The organism is Kitasatospora sp. NPDC087861 (assembly GCF_044742585.1).
Lineage (GTDB): Bacteria > Actinomycetota > Actinomycetes > Streptomycetales > Streptomycetaceae > Kitasatospora.
In genome coordinates this window covers 150,511-172,104 of the sequence record NZ_JBIUUS010000017.1, presented here as the reverse complement: position 1 = coordinate 172,104, position 21,594 = coordinate 150,511, and the positions used below count along the sequence as shown (strand labels likewise).

The following is a 21,594-nucleotide window of genomic DNA, read 5'->3' as shown; positions in this document are numbered from 1 at the left end:
GCATCGAAATTGGTAGAGACCACTGGGCCGGGACCAACTGCCCTGACGGCCAAGGACGGTCGGCCTGATTTCGCGCCACGCCAGGTCGTCGCACGTGGCGCGATGTGCCCTCCCAGGCGTAGGAGGGGTAGGGTCATAGGCGGTCGGGGACTTCCCAAATCTCACCCCCGTCGGCTTAGCTCCGGCGTACCTAACGAGGAGATCGGTTCGTGACGATCCGGGTAGGCATCAACGGATTCGGCCGCATCGGCCGCAACTTCTTCCGCGCGGTCAAGGCGCAGGGCGCGGACATCGAGATCGTCGGTGTCAACGACCTGACTGACACGAAGACCCTGGCTCACCTGCTCAAGTACGACACCACCCTGGGCACCTTCCCGGGCACGGTCTCGCACACCGAGGACAGCATCACCGTCGACGGCAAGACCTTCCAGGTCACCGCCGAGCGTGACCCCGCCAACCTGCCGTGGGCCGCCCTGGGCGCCGACATCGTCGTCGAGTCCACCGGCATCTTCACCAAGGCCGAGGCGGCCAAGAAGCACCTCGCCGCCGGCGCCAAGAAGGTCATCATCTCGGCGCCCGCCACCGACGAGGACGTCACCATCGTGATGGGCGTCAACGACGACAAGTACGACGCCGCGAACCACACGATCATCTCCAACGCCTCCTGCACCACCAACTGTGTGGCGCCGATGGCCAAGGTGCTGAACGAGAGCTTCGGCATCGTCAAGGGTCTGATGACCACCGTCCACGCGTTCACCAACGACCAGGTGACCCTGGACTTCCCGCACAAGGACCTGCGCCGCGCCCGTGCCGCGTCGCAGAACATCATCCCGACCTCGACCGGTGCCGCCAAGGCGACCGCCCTGGTCCTGCCGGAGCTCAAGGGCAAGCTGGACGGCACCTCGCTGCGCGTCCCGGTCCCGACCGGTTCCATCACGGACCTGGTCGTCACCCTGGAGCGCGAGGTCACCAAGGACGAGGTCAACGCCGCGTTCCAGAAGGCCGCGGAGGGCCCGCTCAAGGGCATCCTGGCCTACACCGAGGACCCGATCGTCTCCTCGGACATCGTCAACGACCCGGCCTCCTGCATCTTCGACTCCCAGCTCACCATGGTCCAGGGCAACCAGGTCAAGGTGCTCGGTTGGTACGACAACGAGTGGGGCTACTCGAACCGCCTCGTCAACCTGACCTCCCTCGTCGGCGGCCAGCTCTGACGCAGCGGGAGCTGACGTGATGTAGGGGCGAGGGCCCGGCTGGCGCACTGTGCCGACCGGGCCCTCGTTCTGCGCACAAGGACTTCTCAGGCGGCCCCTGCGCCGTGCCGCCTCTGCGCATCAACCATCTCCCCAGGAGAGCCAATCCCCGTGAAGACCATCGAAGACCTCGACGTCGCCGGCAAGCGCGTGTTCGTCCGCGCGGACCTGAACGTCCCGCTGTCGGACGGCCGGATCACCGACGACGGCCGGATCCGCGCCGTCGCCCCGACCATCGCCAAGCTCGTCGAGCGCGGCGCCCGGGTCGTCGTCGCCTCCCACCTCGGCCGTCCCAAGGGCGCGCCGGACCCGCAGTTCTCCCTCGCACCGGTGGCCGGCCGCCTCGGCGAGATCCTCGGCAAGCCGGTCGCCTTCGCCACCGACACCGTCGGCGACAGCGCCACGGCGACCGTCGCCGCGCTGGGCGACGGCGAGGTCGCGCTGCTGGAGAACCTGCGCTTCAACGCCGGCGAGACCAGCAAGGACGACGCCGAGCGCGGCGCCTTCGCCGATCAGCTGGCCACCCTCGCCGACCTGTACGTCGGCGACGGCTTCGGTGCGGTGCACCGCAAGCACGCCTCGGTGTTCGACCTGCCGCAGCGCCTGCCGCACGCCGCCGGCGACCTGATCGCCACCGAGGTCGGCGTGCTGAAGAAGCTCACCGACGAGGTCGCGCGCCCGTACGTGGTCGTGCTCGGCGGTGCCAAGGTCTCCGACAAGCTCGGCGTGATCGACAACCTGCTGAAGAAGGCCGACCGGATCCTGATCGGCGGCGGCATGGCGTACACCTTCCTCGCGGCCAAGGGCCACGAGGTCGGCATCTCGCTGCTTCAGGAAGACCAGAAGGGCAGGTGCCTGGAGTACCTGGCGGAGGCGGAGAAGCGCGGCGTCGAGTTCGTGCTGCCGGTGGACGTCCTGGTCTCCAAGGACTTCCCCGACCTCAAGACGAAGGCGCCGGCGGACTTCGGGACCGTCGCCGCGGACGCCATCCCGGCCGACCAGGAGGGCCTGGACATCGGCCCGAAGACCCGTGAGCTGTTCGCCGCGAAGCTGGTGGACGCCGGGACGGTCTTCTGGAACGGCCCGATGGGCGTCTTCGAGCACCCGGACTACGCCAACGGCACCAAGGCCGTCGCGCAGGCCCTGCTCGACAGCCCCGGCTTCACCGTGGTCGGCGGTGGCGACTCCGCCGCGGCCGTCCGCATCCTGGGCTTCGACGAGAAAGCATTCGGACACATCTCGACCGGCGGTGGCGCCAGCCTCGAGTACCTGGAGGGCAAGACCCTCCCCGGTCTCGCCGCCCTGGAAGGCTGAAAGCAATGACTGAGCGTCTCCCGCTGATGGCGGGCAACTGGAAGATGAACCTCAACCACCTTGAGGCCATCCAGCACACCCAGAAGCTGGCCTTCGCGCTGGCCGACAAGGACTACGAGGCCGTCGAGGTCGCCGTCCTGGTCCCGTTCACCGACCTGCGCTCGGTGCAGACCCTGGTCGACGGCGACAAGCTGAAGATCAAGTACGGCTCGCAGGACATCTCGCAGCACGACTCCGGTGCCTACACCGGCGAGGTCTCCGGCCCGATGCTGGCCAAGCTGAAGTGCACCTTCGCGGTGATCGGCCACTCGGAGCGCCGCCAGTACCACGGCGAGGGCGAGGAGATCGTCAACGCCAAGGTGAAGGCCGCCTACCGGGCCGGGATCACCCCGATCCTGTGCATCGGCGAGCCGCTGGACATCCGCAAGGCCGGCACCCACGTCGAGTACACCCTGGCCCAGCTGGACGGCGCCCTGGCGGACATCCCGGCCCACCAGGCCGAGTCCATCGTGGTCGCCTACGAGCCGGTCTGGGCGATCGGCACCGGCGAGGTGGCCACCCCGGAGGACGCGCAGGAGGTCTGCGCCGCCATCCGCCGGCGGATCGCCGAGCTGTACGGCGCCGAGCTGGCCGGCAAGGTCCGTGTCCTGTACGGCGGTTCGGTGAAGTCGTCGAGCGCGGCCGGTCTGATGGCCAAGCCCGACATCGACGGCGGCCTGATCGGCGGTGCCTCGCTGGACGCCGACGAGTTCGTCAAGATCGTGCGCTACCGTGAGCAGGCAGTAGGCTAACGCCTCCGCAGCAACGTAGGCTTTGGGGCCGGACCGCCGTAAGCGGCCCGGCCCCGTCGCCGAAGAAGATACGAGAGAGTTGGTCCCGTCGTGGTTCTCGGGTTCTCGATTGCCCTGATCATCTTCAGTCTGCTGATGATCCTGCTGGTGCTGCTGCACAAGGGGAAGGGCGGCGGCCTGTCGGACATGTTCGGTGGCGGCGCGATGTCCACCGGCGGCGGTTCGGCGGTGGCCGAGCGCAACCTGGACCGCATCACGATCGTGGTCGGCCTCGGCTGGTTCGCCTGCATCATCGTGCTGGGCCTGGTGCTGAAGTACAAGAGCTGACGTTACCCTGACGCCCCGTCGCCCGAGCGCCTATCCTGGGACGGTCGGGGGCGGAGGCGATGGCGGTGGACGCTTAACTCCTGCTTACACTAGGACGACTTTCGCCACCGACGCGCACCGCGGCGGGTCGGCGCACCAGCACGCAGGGAGTCAGACCGTGGCAAGTGGCAACGCCATCCGTGGCAGCAGGGTCGGAGCGGGCCCGATGGGTGAGGCGGAGCGCGGCGAGTCCGCCCCGCGCAACCGGATCTCCTTCTGGTGTGCCAACAAGCACGAGACCCGGCCGAGCTTTGCCGCCGAGGCCGTCATCCCGGACACCTGGGACTGCCCGCGGTGCGGCTTCCCCGCCGGCCAGGACGAGCACAACCCGCCCGCGCCCTCGCGCAACGAGCCGTACAAGACCCACCTCGCCTACGTCCGCGAGCGGCGCACCGACGCCGACGGCGAGGCGATCCTCGCCGAGGCGCTGGCCAAGCTGCGCGGCGAGATCTGACCCTGACGACCGAAGGGCGCCACCGTCGACGACGGTGGCGCCCTTCGGCGTGTGCCGGCCGCTAGGCCGAGGCCGGCGGGTACAGCTGGGGCGGGATCCGCTCCGCCGCGGCCCGGTCCAGCAGCCACAGGGTGCGGCTGCGGCCGTACGCGCCGGAGGCGGGCGCCTGGAGCTCGCCGGGACCGGACAGGGCCATCGCGACCGCGCCCGCCTTGTCCTCGCCGGCCGCCAGCAGCCAGACCTCGCGGGCCGTCCGGATCGCCGGGAGGGTGAGCGAGATCCGGGTCGGCGGGGGCTTGGGGGCCCCGCGCACGCCGATCACGGTCAGCTCGGTCTCCCGCACGCCCGGGTGCTCGGGGAAGAGCGAGGCGACGTGGGTGTCCGGGCCGACGCCGAGCAGCAGCACGTCGAAGGCCGGGACGCCGAGCCGGTCGCCCGGACCGGCCGCCTTCGCCAGCTCCTCCGCGTAGCGGGCGGCGGCGGCCTCCACGTCCGAGCCGTCCACACCGTCCGAGGCGGGCATCTCGTGCACCCGCGCCGGGTCGAGCGGGACGGAGTCCAGCAGTTCGGCGCGGGCCTGGACGGCGTTGCGCTCGGGGTCCCCGGCGGGGACGAAGCGCTCGTCGCCCCACCAGAGGTCCAGCCGCGCCCAGTCGACCGCGTCGCGCGCCGGGGAGGCGGCGATCGCGGCCAGCAGGGCGTTGCCGTTGCGTCCGCCGGTGAGCACCACCGAGGCGGCGCCGCGGGCGGCCTGGGCGTCCACGATCCGGGTGATCAGCCGGGCCGCGGCCGCCTGGGCCATCAGCTCCTTGTCCCGGTGGACGACCAGCTGCGGGGTGGCGGCGGTCATGCGCTCCCCTTGGCGGCACGCTTGGCGGGCTTCTTGACCGGGGCCTGCTCCGCCGCCTCGTCGGCCGACGCCGCCTCCTCGGCGGTGACCTTGGCGGTCACCCGGGCGGGGTTGGCCACCGCGGCCTCGGCGGCCGCCGCGCGGGCGACCCGCTCGGCCGCCGTCGTCTCGGCGTTGACCGGCTCGCGCAGCTGCTCGACGGGCGTGCGCACGGCCGTCGCGTAGATGTCGTCCGGGTCGAGCCGGCGCAGCTCCTCGGCGATCAGCTCCGCGGTCTCGCGCCGCTTGAGCGCGACCTGGCGGTCCGGGGAGCCGGGCATGCAGAGCGTGCCCATCAGGCCGTCCGGGCGGTCCAGGGTGATGTCGCCGTCCTTGGTGCGCAGGTGCACCGCGGTGATGCCGGGGCCGCCGGTGACGACCCGCTCGACCGGCACGTGCAGCCGGTTGTGCAGCCAGAGGCCGAGCAGTTCGACGCTGGGGTTGTAGGACTCGCCCTCGACCGCCGCGGAAGTGATCGTGGCCGGGCGCTGGTCCAGCGCGGCGGCCAGCATCGAGCGCCAGCCGGTGATCCGGGTCCAGGCCAGGTCGGTGTCGCCCGGGGTGTAGCTCTGGGCCCGCTGGGCGAGCTGGCCGACCGGGGACTCGGCGGTGACCGCGTCGGTGATCCGGCGCTGGGCGAGCGCGCCCAGCGGGTCCTGCGCCGGGTGCAGCGGCGCGTTGTCGGGCCACCAGACGACGACCGGGGCGTCCGGCAGCAGCAGCGGCAGGACCACCGACTGGGCGTGCGCGGCGAGTTCGCCGTGCATGCGCAGGATGACCGTTTCGCCGGAGCCGGCGTCGGTGCCGACCAGGATCTCGGCGTCCAGCCGGGTCTCGGCGCGGGCCCGGGGCGAGCGCCCGGCGCGCTTGATCACCGCGAGGGTGCGCGAGGGGTGCTCGCGGGAGGCGTCGTTGGCGGCCTTGAGGGCGTCGTACGCGCTGCCCTCGTCGGTCACGATCACCAGGGTGAGCACCATGCCGGCGGCGGTGGAGCCGCTGGCCCGACGCGCCTCCATCAGCGCGGCGTTGATCTTGCTGGACGTCGTGTTGGTGAGGTCGATCTTCATGGCCGGCGCCAGCTCCTGCCGTCTCGTGCGAGCATCTCGTCCGCCTCGACGGGGCCCCAGGTCCCCGCCGCGTACTGGGCGGGCTTGCCGTGGGTGTCCCAGTACCTCTCGATCGGGTCGAGGATCTGCCAGGAGAGCTCGACCTCCTGGTGGCGCGGGAACAGGTTGGCGTCGCCGAGCAGCACGTCGAGGATGAGCCGCTCGTACGCCTCCGGGCTGGACTCGGTGAAGGACTCGCCGTACGCGAAGTCCATCGTGACGTCCCGGACCTCGAAGGAGGTGCCCGGCACCTTGGAGCCGAACCGCACCGTCACGCCCTCGTCCGGCTGGACCCGGATGACCAGGGCGTTCTGCCCCAGTTCCTCGGTCGCGTAGGAGTCGAACGGCAGGTACGGGGCGCGCTGGAAGACCACCGCGATCTCGGTGACCCGGCGGCCCAGCCGCTTGCCGGTGCGCAGGTAGAACGGAACGCCCGCCCAGCGGCGGTTGTTGATCTCCAGCTTGATCGCCGCGTAGGTGTCGGTCTTGGAGTCCGGGTTGATGCCGTCCTCGTCCAGGTAGCCGACCACCTCCTCGCCGCCCTGCCAGCCGGCCGCGTACTGGCCGCGCACGGTGTGCCGGCCGAGGTCGGTCGGGAGCTTGACGGCGCTGAGCACCTTGAGCTTCTCGGCCACCAGCGCCTTCGGGTGGAAGGACGCCGGCTCCTCGATGGCGGTGAGCGCCATCAGCTGGAGCAGGTGGTTCTGGATGACGTCGCGGGCGGAGCCGATGCCGTCGTAGTAGCCGGCCCGGCCGCCGATGCCGATGTCCTCGGCCATGGTGATCTGCACGTGGTCGACGTACGACCGGTTCCAGATCGGCTCGAACATCTGGTTGGCGAAGCGCAGCGCCAGGATGTTCTGGACCGTCTCCTTGCCCAGGTAGTGGTCGATCCGGAAGACCTCGTCCCGGGGGAAGACCTCGTGGACGATCCGGTTCAGCTCCTGGGCGCTCTCCAGGTCGTGGCCGAAGGGCTTCTCGATGACGGCGCGGCGCCAGGAGCCCTGCGGCGGGTCGGCCAGGCCGTGCTTCTTGAGCTGCTGGACGACGGTCGGGAAGAACTTCGGCGGGACGGACAGGTAGAAGGCGAAGTTTCCGCCGGTGCCCTGCGCCTTGTCGAGCTCCTGGATGGTCTCGCGCAGCTTGTCGAAGGCGTCGTCGTCGTCGAAGGTGCCGTGGACGAAGCGCATGCCCTTGGCGAGCTGCTGCCAGACCTCCTCCCGGAACGGGGTCCGGGCGTGGTCCTTGACCGCGTCGTGGACCTCCTTGGCGAAGTCCTCGTCGTCCCACTCGCGGCGGGCGAAGCCGACGAGCGAGAAGCCCGGCGGCAGCAGGCCGCGGTTGGCCAGGTCGTAGATGGCCGGCATGAGCTTCTTGCGGGAGAGGTCGCCGGTGACTCCGAAGATGACCAGCCCCGACGGCCCCGCGATGCGCGGGAGCCGTCGGTCGGCCGGGTCACGAAGCGGGTTGATCGGCGCCGGCGGGAGGTCGTCCGCGTCCGACTCCGATGTCAACTCGGGGAAATCAGTGCTCACTTGATGGGCTCCGCTTTCGTGCGCTGGCTGTGTGAGCGAATGGTCACTTCTCGTCGGCGAAGGAGGCGAGCGAGGCGGTGACGGTGTCGAGCAGCTCGTTCCAGGACTGCTCGAACTTCTCCACGCCCTCGTCCTCCAGCACCTGGACCACGTCGTCGTAGTCCACGCCGGCGGCGGTGATGGCGTCCATCACGGCCTTGGCGTCGGCGTAGTTGGGGACGATGGTGCCGCCGGTGACCACGCCGTGGTCGGCGGTGGCCTCCAGGGTGGCCTCGGGCATGGTGTTCACGGTGCCGGGGGCGACCAACTCGGTGACGTACAGGGTGTCCGGCAGGGCCGGGTCCTTGACGCCGGTGGAGGCCCACAGCGGGCGCTGCGGCTTGGCGCCGGCGGCCTCCAGGGAACGCCAGCGGGCGCTGCCGGCGGTCTTGCCGTCGACCGAGCCGAAGACCTCCTCGTACGCCTGGTAGGCGAGGCGGGCGTTGGCCAGGGCGGCCTTGGAGCGCAGGTTCTTCGCCTCGCCGCCGATCTTGTCCAGGCGCTTGTCGATCTCGGTGTCCACGCGGGAGACGAAGAACGAGGCGACCGACTCGATCTGGGAGAGGTCCAGGCCCTTGGCCTTGGCGGTCTCCAGGCCGGTCAGGTAGGCGTCGATGACGGCCTTGTAGCGCTCCAGCGAGAAGATCAGCGTGACGTTGACGCTGATGCCCCGGCCGATCACCTCGCTGATCGCCGGCAGGCCGGCCTTGGTGGCGGGGATCTTGATGAAGACGTTCGGGCGGTCGACCAGCCACCACAGCTGCTTGGCCTCGGCCGCGGTGGCCGCGGTCTCGTGGGCCAGGCGCGGGTCGACCTCGATGGAGACCCGGCCGTCGCGGCCGTTGGAGGCGTCGTAGACCGGGCGCAGCACGTCGGCCGCGTCGCGCACGTCCGAGGTGGTGATCATGCGGACGGCCTCGTCGGTGGTGACCTTGCGGACGGCGAGGTCGCGCAGCTGGCCGTCGTAGGAGCTGTCGCCGCCGCCGATGGCCTTCTGGAAGATGGTCGGGTTGGTGGTGACACCCACCACGTGCTTGTTCTGCACCAGCTCGGCGAGGTTGCCGGTGTTCAGCCGCTTGCGGCTGAGGTCGTCCAGCCAGATCGCCACGCCTTCGTCGCTGAGGCGCTTCAATGCGTCAGTCATGGTGCTTCAGTCCTTTTTTCCGCTGTCTTCGTGGGGTAGTCGGAGGGGCCGTGTGCCCGCGTGCGGGCGGGCACACGGCCCGAGGAGGCGTCAGCGGTTGACGGCCTCAAGGGAGCGGAGGGCGTTGTGCGCCTCGGCCACCACGCGCTCGGCGGTCAGGCCGAACTCCTCGAACAGCACCTTGTAGTCGGCGGAGGCGCCGAAGTGCTCCAGCGACACGATCCGGCCGTGGTCGCCGACCAGCTCGCGCCAGCCCTGCCCGATGCCGGCCTCGACCGACACCCGGGCCTTGACCGACGGCGGCAGCACGCTGTCGCGGTAGGCCTGGTCCTGCTCCTGGAACCACTCGAAGGACGGCACCGAGACCACCCGGGCGGCGATGCCCTCGGCCTCCAGCACCTCGCGGGCCTTGACGGCCAGCTGGACCTCGGAGCCGGTGCCCAGCAGGATCACCTGCGGGTCGCCGGTGGAGGCCTCGGCCAGGATGTAGGCGCCCTTGGCGGTGCCCTCGGCGGAGCCGAAGACCTCGCGGTCGAAGGTCGGGACGTTCTGACGGGTGAGCGCGAGGCCGACCGGGCCGGGGTGGCTGGTCTGGCGCTCGATGACGGTGCGCCAGGCGACGGCCGTCTCGTTGGCGTCGGCCGGGCGGACCATGGACAGGCCCGGGATGGCGCGCAGCGAGGCCAGGTGCTCGACCGGCTGGTGGGTCGGGCCGTCCTCGCCGAGGCCGATCGAGTCGTGCGTCCAGACGTAGGTGACCGGCAGCTTCATCAGCGCGGCCAGGCGGACGGCCGGGCGCATGTAGTCGGCGAAGACCAGGAAGGTGCCGCCGTACACGCGGGTCTTGCCGTGCAGCGCGATGCCGTTCATGGTCGAGCCCATGGCGTGCTCGCGGATGCCGAAGTGGATCGTCCGGCCGTACGGGCTGGCGCTCTTCAGCGGGTTGCCCTCGGGCAGGAACGAGCTGTCCTCGTCGATGGTGGTGAGGTTGGACTCCGCGAGGTCGGCCGAGCCGCCCCACAGCTCCGGGATCACCGCGCCGATCGCCTTGAGGGTCTCGCCGGAGGCCTTGCGGGTGGCGACGTCCTTGCCGGCCGGGAAGGTCGGAACGGCCTTCTTCCAGCCCTCGGGCAGCTCGCCGGCCTGGATGCGGTCGAACTCGGCGGCGCGGTGCGGGTTGGCGGCGCGCCAGGCCTCCAGGGACTGCTCCCACCCGGTGCGGAAGGCCTTGCCGCGCTTGATCACCTCGCGGGCGTGCTCGATCACCCGGTCGTCGACCTCGAAGGTCTTCTCCGGGTCGAAGCCCAGGACCTTCTTGGTGGCGGCGATCTCGGCGGCGCCGAGCGCGGAGCCGTGCGCCTTGGCGGTGTTCTGGGCGTCCGGGGCCGGCCAGGCGATGATCGTGCGCATCGCGATGATCGACGGGCGACCGGTCTCGGCCTTGGCCGTGGCCAGCGCGTCGGCCAGGGCGGCCACGTCGATGTCGCCGTTGGACTTCGGGGTGACCCGCTGGACGTGCCAGCCGTACGCCTCGTAGCGCTTGAGGACGTCCTCGGAGAAGGCGGTCTCGGTGTCGCCCTCGATCGAGATGTGGTTGTCGTCGTACAGGGCGACCAGGTTGCCCAGCTTCTGGTGGCCGGCCAGCGAGGAGGCCTCGGCGGAGATGCCCTCCTCCAGGTCGCCGTCGGAGACGATGGCCCAGACGGTGTGGTCGAAGGGGGACTCGCCGGCCGGGGCGTCCGGGTCGAACAGGCCGCGCTCGTAGCGGGCGGCCATCGCCATGCCGACCGCGTTGGCGATGCCCTGGCCGAGCGGGCCGGTGGTGGTCTCCACGCCCGCGGTGTGGCCGTGCTCCGGGTGGCCCGGGGTGCGGCTGCCCGCGACGCGGAAGGCCTTCAGGTCGTCGAGCTCCAGGCCGTAGCCCGAGAGGTACAGCTGGGTGTAGAGGGTCAGGCTGGTGTGCCCCGGGGACAGCACGAACCGGTCGCGGCCGACCCAGGAGGGGTCGGTCGGGTCGTGGCGCAGGAACCGCTGGAAGATCAGGTACGCGGCCGGGGCCAGCGACATGGCCGTCCCGGGGTGTCCGTTGCCGACCTTCTGGACGGCGTCCATGGCCAGAACCCGCGCTGTGTCAACCGTGCGCTCATCCAGTTCGGACCACTCGAATGCGTTCGTCGGCGTCGTGCTCACCCTGTCTCAGGGCTCCTTCCGTTGTGAAGAGTGACCCCGTGAATGGGGACCGGGTCGGCCACGGCGCTGTGGTCTCGACGCTGGGTGGTGCCGGTCACGGAGGGTAGATCCCGCTTCTGCGTGCGAGCCTACCGCCCGGGCCGGGGCTCACCCTCCGTGCTGGGACAACCAGGAAATCCGTATGGTGATTCCCACGAGGGCGGTCTGCATGCTTTTGCCCCAGCCTCTCCTGTTTTGCGGCACCCTGCCGCTCCGGTGGTCAGGACGGAGGAGCGCACGCGCGCCGGGGCGGTTTCGTCGCTTCACCCAGTCGGTTCACTCGGGGGTGTGCCATCGGCCTCGCCGAGGGACCCCGGAGCCGGATGGGATATATGGAGCGTCTAAGGTGGCGTGGTACGCGCAGAGCGGACGATTTCGGGACCTTCGTTCCTGTGGACGCCTGCGAGGATTCATCTTCAGTTGGGGTGTTAGTGACCGCCGTCGAAACCCGTCCCGCCGGGGTCACCGGGGCGACTCCTGCGCACCGGCCCATCGGGGCCCGTGTCGGCGCCTTCGTCGCACTGACCAAGCCGCGGATCATCGAACTGCTGCTGATGAGCACGGTGCCGGTGATGTTCCTGGCCCAGCAGGGTGTCCCGAACATGCTGCTGGTGCTGAAGGTCGTGGTCGGCGGCTACCTCTCGGCGGGCGGCGCCAACGCCCTCAACATGTACATCGACCGCGACATCGACGCGGTGATGTCGCGGACCGAGCGGCGCCCGATCGTCACCGGGATGGTGTCGCCGCGCGAGGCGCTGGTGTTCGGCGTCGTCCTCGCGATCGTCTCGACCCTGCTGCTGGGCTTCGGCGTCAACTGGCTCTCCTCCGGACTGGCCCTCGGCGCGCTGCTGTTCTACGTGTTCGTCTACACGCTGGGGCTCAAGCGGCGCACCTCGCAGAACATCGTCTGGGGCGGCATCGCCGGCTGCATGCCGGTGCTGATCGGCTGGTCCTCGGTCACCAACTCGCTGTCCTGGGCGGCCGTGGCGCTGTTCCTGGTGGTGTTCTTCTGGACGCCGCCGCACACCTGGGTGCTCTCGATGAAGGTGCGCGAGGACTACGAGCGGGCCGGTGTGCCGATGCTGCCGGTGGTCAAGGGCAACGTCGCGGTCGGCAAGCAGGTCGTCGTCTACTCCTGGGTGATGGTGGCGACCTCGCTGGCGGTGTGGCCGCTGGGGCACATGAGCTGGCTGTACCCCGTCACCGCGGTGCTGCTCGGCGCGTTCTGGCTGCGCGAGGCGCACGCGTTGTACGCGCGGGCCAAGGCCGGGGTCGTGGGCGCGAAGCTGAAGGAGATGCGGCTGTTCCACTGGTCGATCACCTACCTGTCGCTGCTGTTCGTGGTGTGCGCGATCGACCCGTTCGTGAAGTAACACCTGACGTAGGCAAGCGAGGAGCCCCGGTCCGCGGACCGGGGCTCCTCCGCGTTCGGCGGCTTCAGCGGCTCGAGAGTTCGGAGGGGCCGACGTGGTCGTCCAGCCAGTCCTTGAGCGGCTGGGAGGCACGCAGGAAGGCGGTGATCCGGGTGTGGGCCGTACGCGTGCCCAGCCACTTCGCGGGCGCCCACTCCTGCCAGGCCACCAGGCCCTTGTGGCGCAGCAGCTCGATCCTCGGGTGGTCCTTGGGGAAGCCACGCGGGGCGGACTTGAGGGAGTCCCGGCCGAACACCTGCGGGCCGTCCGCCGCCACCGCGGCGATCACCCGCTCCAGCTCGGCGCCGCTGACGTCCTCGGCGACGGCGGCGCGGTAGCGCTCCAGCTGGTCGGGGGCGAGCTGGTACATGCCGTTGCCGCAGGCCAGGCCGTCGGCGGAGAGCTGGATGTAGCCGCCGGCCTCCAGGTGCGCGCCGATGTGCGTCTTGTACGGGGACTTGTCGGCGCTGAAGCGGACGTCGCGGTTGGGGCGGAAGATCTTCCCCGGCCCGAACTCCGGCTCCAGGTCGGCGAGCAGCAGCTCCATCGGGGCCCGTACGGTGTCGTCGTACTGGTCCTTGTGGCCCTGCCAGAAGGTCTTCGAGTTGTCGGCCTCCAGGTGCTCGTAGAAGTCGAGCGCCTCGGTCGGCCAGCCTTTGAACGTCACGCCTTCAGTATGTGTCCCGGTGCACAAGGTGCTCCCGTCGCCAGGTCGCTTACCGGTGGGTAGCATGCGGGCATGAGCAGCGCAGAGACCGCCACCGCCGCCGCGCCGGACGCCCGTACCGAGCGTCGCGCCAAGCGCATCGCCAAGCACCTCAGCAGCTTCGCCCGCCAGCACGGGGGCGGCGCCGATGCGGTCGTCGAGTACGTCGGCGCCGTGGCCACCCGGATCGTCGTGGTCGGCGCGGACGGCGCCTGGGGCGACCAGGTGGCCCCGAGCTACGCCGTCGGCCGCCGGGCCGCCGAGCTCGCCGGGCTGACCCTGCACGACGACTTCGAGGGCGAGCTGGCCCTCAAGGTGAAGACCGGCCCGTACGAGTGGAAGCGGATGGCCGGGATCCAGCTCGGCGGCTGAGGCCCTGGTTCTGAATACGGCGACGGCCCGGCTCCCCAGGTGGGGAGCCGTGCCGTCGTGGTGTGCCCGGCGGCACGTGGCCCGGAGGCTGCTATGTTCCAGGCGTGAACCGTGACGTCAGCGCTCTCGTCTCTCGTCTTGGCCGGCCTCTGCGGCTGATCGTCACGGGCGGCGGGACCGGCGGCCATACCTATCCGGCCCTCACCGCGATCCGTGCCCTGCGCTCGCGTCTCGCCGAGGCTGACGGCGCGCTGGACGTGCTGTGGATCGGCACTGCCACCGGTCTTGAGGCCAAGGTGACCGTCGCCGAGAACATTCCGTTCAGGACCGTCGCCACCGGGAAGATCCGGCGCTCCGCCAACCCGCTCAAGCTGGTGTCGCCCGCCAACGTCAAGGACATGGGCCGTGTCCCCCTGGGCGTCGCGCAGGCCCGCTCAGTGGTCGCCGAGTTCGCTCCGGACGTGGTGCTCGGCACGGGCGGCTACGTCGCGGTGCCGGTCGGGATGGCCGCCCGGATGTGCCACCGGCCGCTGGTCGTCCACGAGCAGACCGTCCGGCTCGGCCTGGGCAACCGGGCCCTGGCTCGGATGGCGACGCGTGTCGCGGTCTCCTCCGAGTCGACGCTCCAGTTCCTGCCCGAGGCCGCCCGTGCCACCGCCGTGGTGACCGGCAACCCGGTACGCCCGGAGGTACTGACTGGCCAGGGCGACAAGGCGATCCAGGCGCTCGGGCTGTGGGGCTTCGACCGTTCCCTGCCGACCGTGTACGTGACCGGCGGAGCGCAGGGCTCCCAGCAGATCAACGAGCTGGTCAGCGAGATCCTGCCGTGGCTGCTCGGCCACGCCAACGTGGTCCACCAGTGCGGGCCCAGCCACGAAGCGCGGTTGCGGGAGCGGGCGGCGTCGCTTCCCGAGCACCTACGTGCCCGGTACCTGGTGACCGGCTTCGTCGGCCCGGAGCTGCCGGACGTGCTGGCCCTCGCGGACGTGGTCGTCTCCCGCAGCGGTGCGGGGACGCTGGCCGAGCTGACCGCGCTGGGGCGGGCCGCGGTGTTCATCCCACTGGGGACGTCGGCCGGGAACGAGCAGGAGCACAACGCCCGTCACCTGTCGGATGCCGGAGCGGCGGTAGCCCTGATCGGCCGGGCCGCTCCGGACACCCTTCAGGACGCGATCGGGCCGCTCCTCACCGACCCGGCCCGCCGCGCGGACATCGCGCGGCGGGCCGCCGAGCACGGTCGGCCGGATGCTGCTGACCGTCTCGTGGACGTGCTGCTGTCGGTCGTGGACCGTTAGTTCTCCAGGTCCAGTAGGTGCCGGACGGCGCCGGCCTGGATGGTGTCCACGCACAGCAGGTAAGCCGGGTAGTCGCTCTCCCAGGGGTCGGGCACGTCCTCGCCGCTGATGTACAGGTCGAGCTTTCCGGCGGCCGGGGTGCCGTCCGTCATGGTCTGGAGTTCGGCGAGGACGGCGTGGTCCATGGCCAGCACGGCGTCGGCCCAGTCGAGCATGCGGTGGTTGACCTTGACCGCGCGGTGGTCGCGGATGTCGTGGCCGGCGTCCTCGGCGGCCCGGATGGCGTTGCTGTGCGCCGGGGCGCCGACGTGGCGCTCGCGCAGCCCGGCCGAACGTACCTCGACCTTCTCCCCGCCGAGGTGGGCGAGCACCGCGGCGGCAAGCGGCGAGCGGTTGTGGTTGCCCAGGCAGACCACCAGGATGCGGTGGCGCTTCGGGTGGCGGAACGTCTCGCTCATCTTCGGCTCCTTGGTGTCGGTCACGCGGTGGACTTGATCGCGTCGGCGAGCGCGGCGACCGTGTAGCGGACGCTGTCGTGGGTCATGGCGGGGTGGAACGGCAGTCCTCTCGGAAGAACTCCTGGAGCTCACCGCGGACGTCGTGGTTGGCGGTCGGGGCGAAGGCGAACGTGCCAGGGATGGCGAGTGGGCGACCGTTCATCGGCGGCTTTCCGTGATGGATGGGCTGGTCCGGTACGGCGCGCGGAAGGGACCGCTCGGCGTGGGAGTGGAGTTCCTGCTGCGCATGGACAGCGAAGCCGAGCAGGATGGCGGGGGCGGTTTCGGCTCGGGTCAGGACATGGCTGTGCTCCTTTCGGGATGAGCGCTGGTGATCTCGGCCGCGCCGCCGGGCCGGCGGCGCGGCCGGGAGTTCAGCGGGAGCGGTTGATCAGCACCAGGGCCGCGGTGATGACGTGCAGCCCGGCAGCGGCGGACACCCCGTAGGCGGCCCAGACCCGCGTGGGATCAGGGGCGGAGGGTGGAGGCGGCGCATCGTCGGAGTCGTAACTCTCCTCCGGAGGCCGCGAGTTCACCGGGGGATCGGCGCGGGTGTCGCGAGGTCGGCGTGGACGACCTTTCCGAACGGGAGGGGCGTGGCGCCCCAGCGGCCGTGGGTGAGCCGGTGGACCATCGCCAGACCCCGGCCGGACGTGGCGTCGGGCCCGGCCTGGACCATCACGGGCATCGAGCGGGAACCGTCACCGACGAGGATGCGGACGATCCGGTCGGTCGGACAGCGGACGCCGACGAGCATGTGGGTCTGGCAGCAGGTCTCGACCGAGTTGGTGACCAACTCGCTGACGATCACGACGGCGTCGTCCACCAAGTCGTCCAGGCCCCATTCCCGCAGCTTCGCCACGACGAACCGGCGGGCCACAGCCACCGACTCCGGCAGGTAGGGCAGCAGCAGCTCCGCTGCCGTTGACGCCGACATCGAGTTGGTGTCGGGAGTCGCACGGCTCTCCGTCGAAGCGTGCTGCATGGGAACTTCCAGGATGTCGGCCTCGGACACGACCATCTCCTCTAAATGAGATGTTTCCATGCACTCATGTACATGAGTGACGGGTAGAAGAGTGCCCGGCTCCTGTACATGAGTCAACCCGTCGCGGGAGGAATCTCGCGACGGGTTGAGGGAGTTGATCACTAGTCAGTCATGTGCGGGGAAGCGATAGTCGAGAACGAACTGATCGGCGGCCATGACGGTGTCGCACACCTCCACCACGCGGCCATCCGCAGTGATGGCATCACGAACGAGATGGATCACTGGCGCACCGGGGCTCAGGGTGAGCGCTTTGGTCTCAGGCTTGGTCGCGAGTCGGGCCTGCACGGACTCGGTGAACTCGGCGAGGGAGTAGCCGTGTTCTTCGAGGCGGGCGTAGATGCCGCCGCCACCGGGGTTCTCGGCGAAGACTTCAGGGATGTCCTTGACCACGTCCCACGGCAGGTATGACGTGGCCTCCTCGGTGGGCACCCCATCTCGGAAGTACCGGCGTTTGCGGGCCAGTACCTGGGTGCCGGCGGGAAGACCCAAGCGATCGGCAATCTCGGGAGGTGCTGCTGTGGGGCCCACGAACAGCACGGTCACGGACGGGATGCCGCCGGAGGTCTCCGCCTCTGCGAGGTACGCGGCCTTGCCGGCTTTGCGATGGGCGCGGCGGAATCGGTCCGCAGACTTGCGCTGAACCGGCGGGCGGGAGCGGACGAATGAGCCTCGACCATGGTGCGTCTCGATGAGCTGAGTCGTTCGGAGTTCGGCGATGGCCTTGCGAACCGTCCCGGATGCGACTCCGTACCGCTGCATGAGCTCGGCCTCGCTGGGCACGGTCGCGCCGGGAGCGAGAGCGCCCGACTTGATCTGTGCGGCAAGATCAGCCGCGATCTGCAGGTACTTCGCCGTGGCCGACGAGGCCACCTCACTACTCGCCATAGTCCTTCAGGGCTCCTATTCTCCTGCACATGAGTAACAGTGCCGGGAAGTTCCAGTCAACGCCGCTCCACTCGGTGTCCGTCGCCGGGGTGGTGGTGCGGGAGGACGGTCGGGTACTGGCGATTCGCCGGGCCGACAACGGAACTTGGGAACCCCCGGGTGGCGTGCTGGAGCTGGGTGAAGCCATTGAGGACGGCGTCCGACGCGAGGTCTGCGAGGAGACCGGGATCAAGGTCGGCATGGAACGGCTGACCGGCGTGTACAAGAACGTAAGTCGAGGGATCGTCGCCCTCGTCTTCCGCTGCACACCGGAGGGCGGTGCCGAGCGGCCTTCGGATGAGTCGGTCGAGGTCGACTGGCTCACACCGGCCGAGGTCTCCGACCGCATGGCCGAGGTCTACGCCGTACGCGTCCTGGACGCGCTTCGGGGCGATACAACACCGAGTATCCGAACCCACGACGGCCGACACGTACTGTGACAAGGAAGGTCCCCCCTTGGGGGTGGGTGAACAAGCGGTAGTCGTTTGCCCAGGTGCCGCTCGGTTAGTCGAAGTAAACGACCATGTTGGAGCTGATCATCGATGGACGCGACCCGGAGCCGCCGTTTCACGTTGCGATAGCCCTTCGGTCGATGTGACTCCTTGGCGTACGGCGAAGGCCCCCATCGTGGGATGGGGGCCTTCGCCGTACGTCGGGCTTGTGTTCAGACGGTGGCAGCTTGTGGGGTCTGCGCGGGCAGCTGCTCGGGGGGCGCTTCGGTCTCCCGTACGCGCAGGGCGAGGGGGATGCGCAGGGCGGCGATCCAGGTCAGGGTGGCGCCGAGCATGTGGAGGCCGACCATCAGCTCGGGGGCGTCGGTGAAGTACTGGATGAAGCCCAGTACGCCCTGGAGCAGCAGCACGGCGAGCAGTTCCTTGGCCCGGGCCTTGGCCGGCTGCGGGGCCTTCACGGCCGCGAAGACGAAGAGCACCGCGATGGCCAGGCCGACCGAGACGAACGCCAGGTCGGCGTGGAACTGCGCGAGACGGTCGTAGTCGATCGGGATCCGCGGGACGATCTTGTTGTCCTTGGGGGTGCCCGGGTGGTGGCCGGCGCCGGTGACCAGGGTGCCGGCCGCGACCAGCAGGCCGACCGCGGTGACCAGGACGTACGAGAGCTGGTGGATCGGGCGGGCCACTGACAACGTCGCCGGGCCGTCGCCCTCCCTGCTGCGCTCCCACATCAGCAGCGCGACCCAGACGAGGGCCATCGCGGCGATCATGTGCAGCGCCACCGTGTACGGGTTCAGGCCGGTCAGCACGGTGATGCCGCCGAGCACCGCATTGCTCATCACCAGCCAGAACTGCGCCCAGCCGAGCTTGGTCATGCTCCGCCGCCACGGGCGGTGGCAGCGGGCGGCGAGGATCGCCCAGCCGACTGCCGCGCTCAGTACATAGGTGAGCATCCGGTTGGTGAACTCGACGACGCCGTGGAAGCCCATCTCGGCGGTCGGCGTCAGGCTCTCGGCGGTGCAGCGGGGCCACGTCGTACAGCCGAGGCCGGAGGCGGTGAGTCGGACGGCGCCGCCGGTGACGACGATCACCACGCTCATCACCAGCGCGGCGAACGTGGCGCGCCGTACCATCGCGGCGGTGGGCTGCCAGCGCTCGGCGAGCAGGGAGAAGGGGTTCAGCACGCGCTCCATCGTAGGCGGCCTTACGGGCGATCTTGGGGCGGGGCGCGAGGTGCGGCGCTCGGGGAGCAAACCGGACTGTTCGGGCAAGGCGGTCAATGGTCTTGACCAATCACCCGTTCGGCCGAAAGAGTGCGGATTGGTCCATACCTTTCTCGGGCCTCTCCCACTCCTCCCGCACGTAAGCGGAGATCCTGCACATGCGCATATCCACGTCCGCCGCCGCGCTCGCAGTCGGCGGCTCGCTCGCACTGGCCGGCCTGATCGCCCCCGCCGCCCACGCCGCCGACTCCGGCCAGGAGTGCCGCAGCCTCGGGGTCGCCAACCTCTACGGCGAGTTCATCGAGGGCGACGACACCCACACCCCCGACGCCGAGGGCGCTGTCGCGGTGGGCGGGAACGCCTACTTCGGCGGCGGTTTCTCGGTCGGTCAGGAGCTCACCGCCGCCGAGGTCGACGCGCTGCCCGGCAAGAACGCCCTGGTCGTGGCGGGCAAGCTCAACGGCGGCAACACCCAGGTGATGAAGGGCAACGGCGTCTACGGCTCCAAGGCCGACGGCGCCGTCGTCCAGGCCCACCGGGGCACCGTCGCCCAGGGCGCCTCCCCGATCGACTTCAAGGCCGAGTTCGCCAAGCTGCGCGCCGCCTCCACCGCGCTGGCCGCCGCACCGCAGACCGCCGGTGCCGGCGCCCAGGCCGAGGGCGCCAAGCTGACGTTCACCGGCGGGGACGCGAAGTACAACAGCTTCACCGTCGACGCCGCGAAGCTGCAGGGCGCCAAGGACGTCTACCTCAAGGTGCCGGCCGGCTCGGTCACCGTGGTCAACGTGACCGGCGGCTCCTACGACATGGCGGCGGCCGGGACCACCGGCTTCCACCTGTGGGACGAGGGCAAGGCGTCCTTCGTCCTGGACGACAAGAACCAGAGCGCGGCGGGCGGGACGGTCCGGGCCAAGCTGCTCTGGAACTTCCCGACCGCGACCAAGGTGGTCAAGAACAGCGCCGCCGCCTGGGCCGGCACCGTGCTGGCGCCCAACGCCGCCTTCGACCTCGGCAGCGGCGGCCCGGTCAATGGCTCGGTGATCGCCGCCTCGCTGACCGGCAAGGGTGGCGCGGAGACGCACCACTACCCGTTCGCCGGCTGCCTGCCCGGCGTCGTCGTCCCGACGCCGTCCGCCACGCCCACCGTGCCGCCGGTGGTGCCGAGCGGCACGCCGTCGGCCTCCATCACGCCCACCACGCCCGGGACGCCCGGCGCCTCGGCCACCCCCGGGACCTCGGCGAGCCCCTCGGCCACGCCGTCCGCCTCGGGGAGCGGCAAGCCCGGCACGGGTGCCTCCGCCAGTCCGTCGGCCACCGGCTCGGCGGGTGTGCCGGCCGCCTCCGCCGCGCCCTCGGCGAGTCCGTCCGCCCAGGCGAACGCGGGAGGCAACCTCGCGCACACCGGGTCCGGGCCCGTGGTGCCGCTGGCGATCGGCGGCGCGGTGGTGCTCGCGGCCGGCGGCGCGATCGTGGTCGCCACCCGGCGTCGGGCGGCCCGGAAGGCCTGACTGTTCGCCGGTCGACCGGTGCTGCGCCCTCGGTGATTGAACCTGATCGCCGGGGGCGCACGTTTTTCAGTCAGGTGACGAAGTTCATTCAAGTTTGCCGAATCCGCGTTCTGCGAGGTGGCGGCTGTGATGGGCTGGTCATACACATCAGGCGACGGACCAACAGACGAAATCCGGTCGTGCGGCGGGGTGTGGAGAGGTGCGGGAGTGCCGGTAGAGTCCCCCGGACAGTCGTAGCGGGCCACCGCGAAACCTTCAACATGCCTGCTGCGCAAGACCATTCGGAGGGGAACAGCGTAAATGGCGCGACAGCAGCGGCACATGCGGATCGGCGCGGCGGCACTCGCCGGGACGGCGGCGGCCGGAATTCTCCTGCCTCTGGCGCTGGCAACCAACGCCTCGGCGCACGTGCCGAGTTGGTCGGTGACCTGCGACAAGATCGTGATCGATCTGATCAACTACAGCCCCAAGCCTGACGTGAAGAACACCGTCAGCCTCACCATCGACGGCGAGAAGGTCCTGGACGCCAAGGCCTTCCCCGCGGAGTTCCACGGCACCTTCCCGGTGAAGGACCACACGGCCCCGATCAAGGCGAACCTCGTGGTGAACACCACGGAGAACCCCAACGAAAAGGGCTGGAACATCAACGAGACCAAGACGATCGAGCCGTGCCACGCGCCGACTCCGACGCCCACTCCCACCCTGACGCCCACCCCGACCCCGACCCCGACTCCGACTCCGACTCCGACGCCCACCCCGACCCCGACCCCGTCGCGGACCGTGACGCCGACCCCGAGCACCCCGCCGGTCACCCCGACCCCGTCGGCCTCGCCCACCGCGAGCAAGACCGCGACCCCGACCCCGGTCCCGTCGCCCACCAGCAGCGGCCCGGCGCTCGCCCAGACCGGTAGCAGCGACGCCACCCCGATGATCGCGGCGGCCGGCGGCGGCGTGCTGCTGGTCGGCGGCGCGCTCGTCCTGCTGGCCCGCAAGCGCCGGGGCAACCAGAGCTGACGTTCCGTGGCACACGTGACCGCCCC

At 70.4% G+C, this 21,594-nt stretch carries 22 protein-coding genes; 11 read left to right on the top strand and 11 right to left on the bottom strand.

The annotated features are described in order from the left end of the window. Positions 1–209: 209 nt before the first annotated feature. From gap to ACIOJE_RS24205, 5 genes are all read left to right on the top strand, one after another. Complete coding sequence (gene gap, locus ACIOJE_RS24225) at positions 210–1,214, top strand: type I glyceraldehyde-3-phosphate dehydrogenase (protein WP_280677998.1); 1,005 nt, start codon at positions 210–212, stop codon at positions 1,212–1,214. A gap of 150 nt (positions 1,215–1,364) precedes the next feature. Continuing rightward, positions 1,365–2,567: a phosphoglycerate kinase gene (locus ACIOJE_RS24220; protein WP_400778748.1), complete on the top strand. Its 1,203-nt coding sequence runs from the start codon at positions 1,365–1,367 to the stop codon at positions 2,565–2,567. A 5-nt stretch (positions 2,568–2,572) separates the two neighbouring features. Then, positions 2,573–3,358 carry a triose-phosphate isomerase gene (gene tpiA, locus ACIOJE_RS24215; RefSeq protein ID WP_280678002.1) on the top strand — a complete coding sequence of 262 codons (786 nt, stop codon included), beginning with the start codon at positions 2,573–2,575 and terminating at the stop codon, positions 3,356–3,358. Positions 3,359–3,448: 90 nt separating this feature from the next. After that, a complete protein-coding gene (gene secG, locus ACIOJE_RS24210; RefSeq protein WP_400669957.1) occupies positions 3,449–3,685 on the top strand; it encodes a preprotein translocase subunit SecG in 237 nt (78 codons plus the stop codon). Between the two features lie 205 nt (positions 3,686–3,890). Beyond that, complete coding sequence (locus ACIOJE_RS24205; RefSeq protein WP_030308030.1) at positions 3,891–4,178, top strand: RNA polymerase-binding protein RbpA; 288 nt, start codon at positions 3,891–3,893, stop codon at positions 4,176–4,178. Between the two features lie 61 nt (positions 4,179–4,239). Here the strand turns inward: ACIOJE_RS24205 and pgl are convergent, their stop codons facing one another. The 5 genes from pgl to tkt form a co-directional block, all read right to left on the bottom strand. Further along, the gene (pgl, locus tag ACIOJE_RS24200) at positions 4,240–5,028 is read right to left on the bottom strand and encodes a 6-phosphogluconolactonase (protein ID WP_400778745.1); all 789 of its coding nucleotides are present in this window, start codon (positions 5,026–5,028) and stop codon (positions 4,240–4,242) included. Beyond that, positions 5,025–6,134 carry a glucose-6-phosphate dehydrogenase assembly protein OpcA gene (opcA, locus tag ACIOJE_RS24195; RefSeq protein ID WP_400778743.1) on the bottom strand — a complete coding sequence of 370 codons (1,110 nt, stop codon included), beginning with the start codon at positions 6,132–6,134 and terminating at the stop codon, positions 5,025–5,027. Before opcA ends, pgl begins: the two co-directional genes overlap by 4 nt. After that, positions 6,131–7,645: a glucose-6-phosphate dehydrogenase gene (zwf, locus tag ACIOJE_RS24190; protein WP_280678321.1), complete on the bottom strand. Its 1,515-nt coding sequence runs from the start codon at positions 7,643–7,645 to the stop codon at positions 6,131–6,133. Before zwf ends, opcA begins: the two co-directional genes overlap by 4 nt. A gap of 106 nt (positions 7,646–7,751) precedes the next feature. Continuing rightward, on the bottom strand, positions 7,752–8,891 hold the full coding sequence (tal, locus tag ACIOJE_RS24185; protein WP_400778741.1) for a transaldolase: 1,140 nt from the start codon (positions 8,889–8,891) through the stop codon (positions 7,752–7,754). Positions 8,892–8,981: 90 nt separating this feature from the next. Beyond that, the gene (tkt, locus tag ACIOJE_RS24180) at positions 8,982–11,081 is read right to left on the bottom strand and encodes a transketolase (RefSeq protein WP_400778739.1); all 2,100 of its coding nucleotides are present in this window, start codon (positions 11,079–11,081) and stop codon (positions 8,982–8,984) included. A 464-nt stretch (positions 11,082–11,545) separates the two neighbouring features. Here tkt and ACIOJE_RS24175 point away from each other — a divergent pair, with 464 nt between their 5' ends. Continuing rightward, the gene (locus tag ACIOJE_RS24175) at positions 11,546–12,493 is read left to right on the top strand and encodes a heme o synthase (protein ID WP_280678020.1); all 948 of its coding nucleotides are present in this window, start codon (positions 11,546–11,548) and stop codon (positions 12,491–12,493) included. 64 nt (positions 12,494–12,557) lie between these two features. On the opposite strand, the gene ACIOJE_RS24170 is transcribed toward ACIOJE_RS24175, so the two are convergent. Then, positions 12,558–13,199 (bottom strand): DUF2461 domain-containing protein, encoded by a 642-nt coding sequence (locus ACIOJE_RS24170; protein ID WP_280678022.1) that lies wholly within the window; start codon positions 13,197–13,199, stop codon positions 12,558–12,560. Between the two features lie 72 nt (positions 13,200–13,271). Here ACIOJE_RS24170 and ACIOJE_RS24165 point away from each other — a divergent pair, with 72 nt between their 5' ends. Both ACIOJE_RS24165 and ACIOJE_RS24160 read left to right on the top strand, forming a co-directional pair. After that, a complete protein-coding gene (locus ACIOJE_RS24165; RefSeq protein ID WP_063349518.1) occupies positions 13,272–13,610 on the top strand; it encodes a hypothetical protein in 339 nt (112 codons plus the stop codon). Positions 13,611–13,714: 104 nt separating this feature from the next. After that, the gene (locus ACIOJE_RS24160; protein WP_400778736.1) at positions 13,715–14,905 is read left to right on the top strand and encodes a UDP-N-acetylglucosamine--N-acetylmuramyl-(pentapeptide) pyrophosphoryl-undecaprenol N-acetylglucosamine transferase; all 1,191 of its coding nucleotides are present in this window, start codon (positions 13,715–13,717) and stop codon (positions 14,903–14,905) included. Here the strand turns inward: ACIOJE_RS24160 and ACIOJE_RS24155 are convergent. The 4 genes from ACIOJE_RS24155 to ACIOJE_RS24140 all read right to left on the bottom strand — a co-directional run bounded on the left by ACIOJE_RS24155 (position 14,902) and on the right by ACIOJE_RS24140 (position 17,332). Further along, entirely contained in the window at positions 14,902–15,363 is a 462-nt protein-coding gene (locus ACIOJE_RS24155) for a low molecular weight phosphotyrosine protein phosphatase (RefSeq protein WP_400778734.1), read from the bottom strand. The two genes, ACIOJE_RS24160 and ACIOJE_RS24155, sit on opposite strands and share 4 nt — an antisense overlap. A gap of 413 nt (positions 15,364–15,776) precedes the next feature. Beyond that, positions 15,777–15,938 carry a hypothetical protein gene (locus ACIOJE_RS24150; RefSeq protein ID WP_400778732.1) on the bottom strand — a complete coding sequence of 54 codons (162 nt, stop codon included), beginning with the start codon at positions 15,936–15,938 and terminating at the stop codon, positions 15,777–15,779. Then, entirely contained in the window at positions 15,935–16,417 is a 483-nt protein-coding gene (locus tag ACIOJE_RS24145) for an ATP-binding protein (protein ID WP_400778730.1), read from the bottom strand. The genes ACIOJE_RS24150 and ACIOJE_RS24145 overlap by 4 nt, the downstream gene beginning before the upstream one ends. A gap of 135 nt (positions 16,418–16,552) precedes the next feature. Further along, positions 16,553–17,332: a GntR family transcriptional regulator gene (locus tag ACIOJE_RS24140; RefSeq protein ID WP_280678032.1), complete on the bottom strand. Its 780-nt coding sequence runs from the start codon at positions 17,330–17,332 to the stop codon at positions 16,553–16,555. 17 nt (positions 17,333–17,349) lie between these two features. Between ACIOJE_RS24140 and ACIOJE_RS24135 the strand changes: the two genes are divergently transcribed. Next, a complete protein-coding gene (locus ACIOJE_RS24135; RefSeq protein ID WP_280678323.1) occupies positions 17,350–17,811 on the top strand; it encodes an NUDIX hydrolase in 462 nt (153 codons plus the stop codon). A gap of 224 nt (positions 17,812–18,035) precedes the next feature. Here ACIOJE_RS24135 and ACIOJE_RS24130 read toward each other — a convergent pair whose 3' ends face one another. Beyond that, on the bottom strand, positions 18,036–19,016 hold the full coding sequence (locus tag ACIOJE_RS24130; protein ID WP_400778727.1) for a heme A synthase: 981 nt from the start codon (positions 19,014–19,016) through the stop codon (positions 18,036–18,038). Between the two features lie 188 nt (positions 19,017–19,204). Between ACIOJE_RS24130 and ACIOJE_RS24125 the strand changes: the two genes are divergently transcribed. Both ACIOJE_RS24125 and ACIOJE_RS24120 read left to right on the top strand, forming a co-directional pair. Then, positions 19,205–20,554 carry a choice-of-anchor A family protein gene (locus ACIOJE_RS24125; protein WP_400778725.1) on the top strand — a complete coding sequence of 450 codons (1,350 nt, stop codon included), beginning with the start codon at positions 19,205–19,207 and terminating at the stop codon, positions 20,552–20,554. Between the two features lie 300 nt (positions 20,555–20,854). Further along, on the top strand, positions 20,855–21,568 hold the full coding sequence (locus ACIOJE_RS24120; protein WP_400778723.1) for an LAETG motif-containing sortase-dependent surface protein: 714 nt from the start codon (positions 20,855–20,857) through the stop codon (positions 21,566–21,568). The last annotated feature ends 26 nt before the right edge of the window (positions 21,569–21,594 follow it).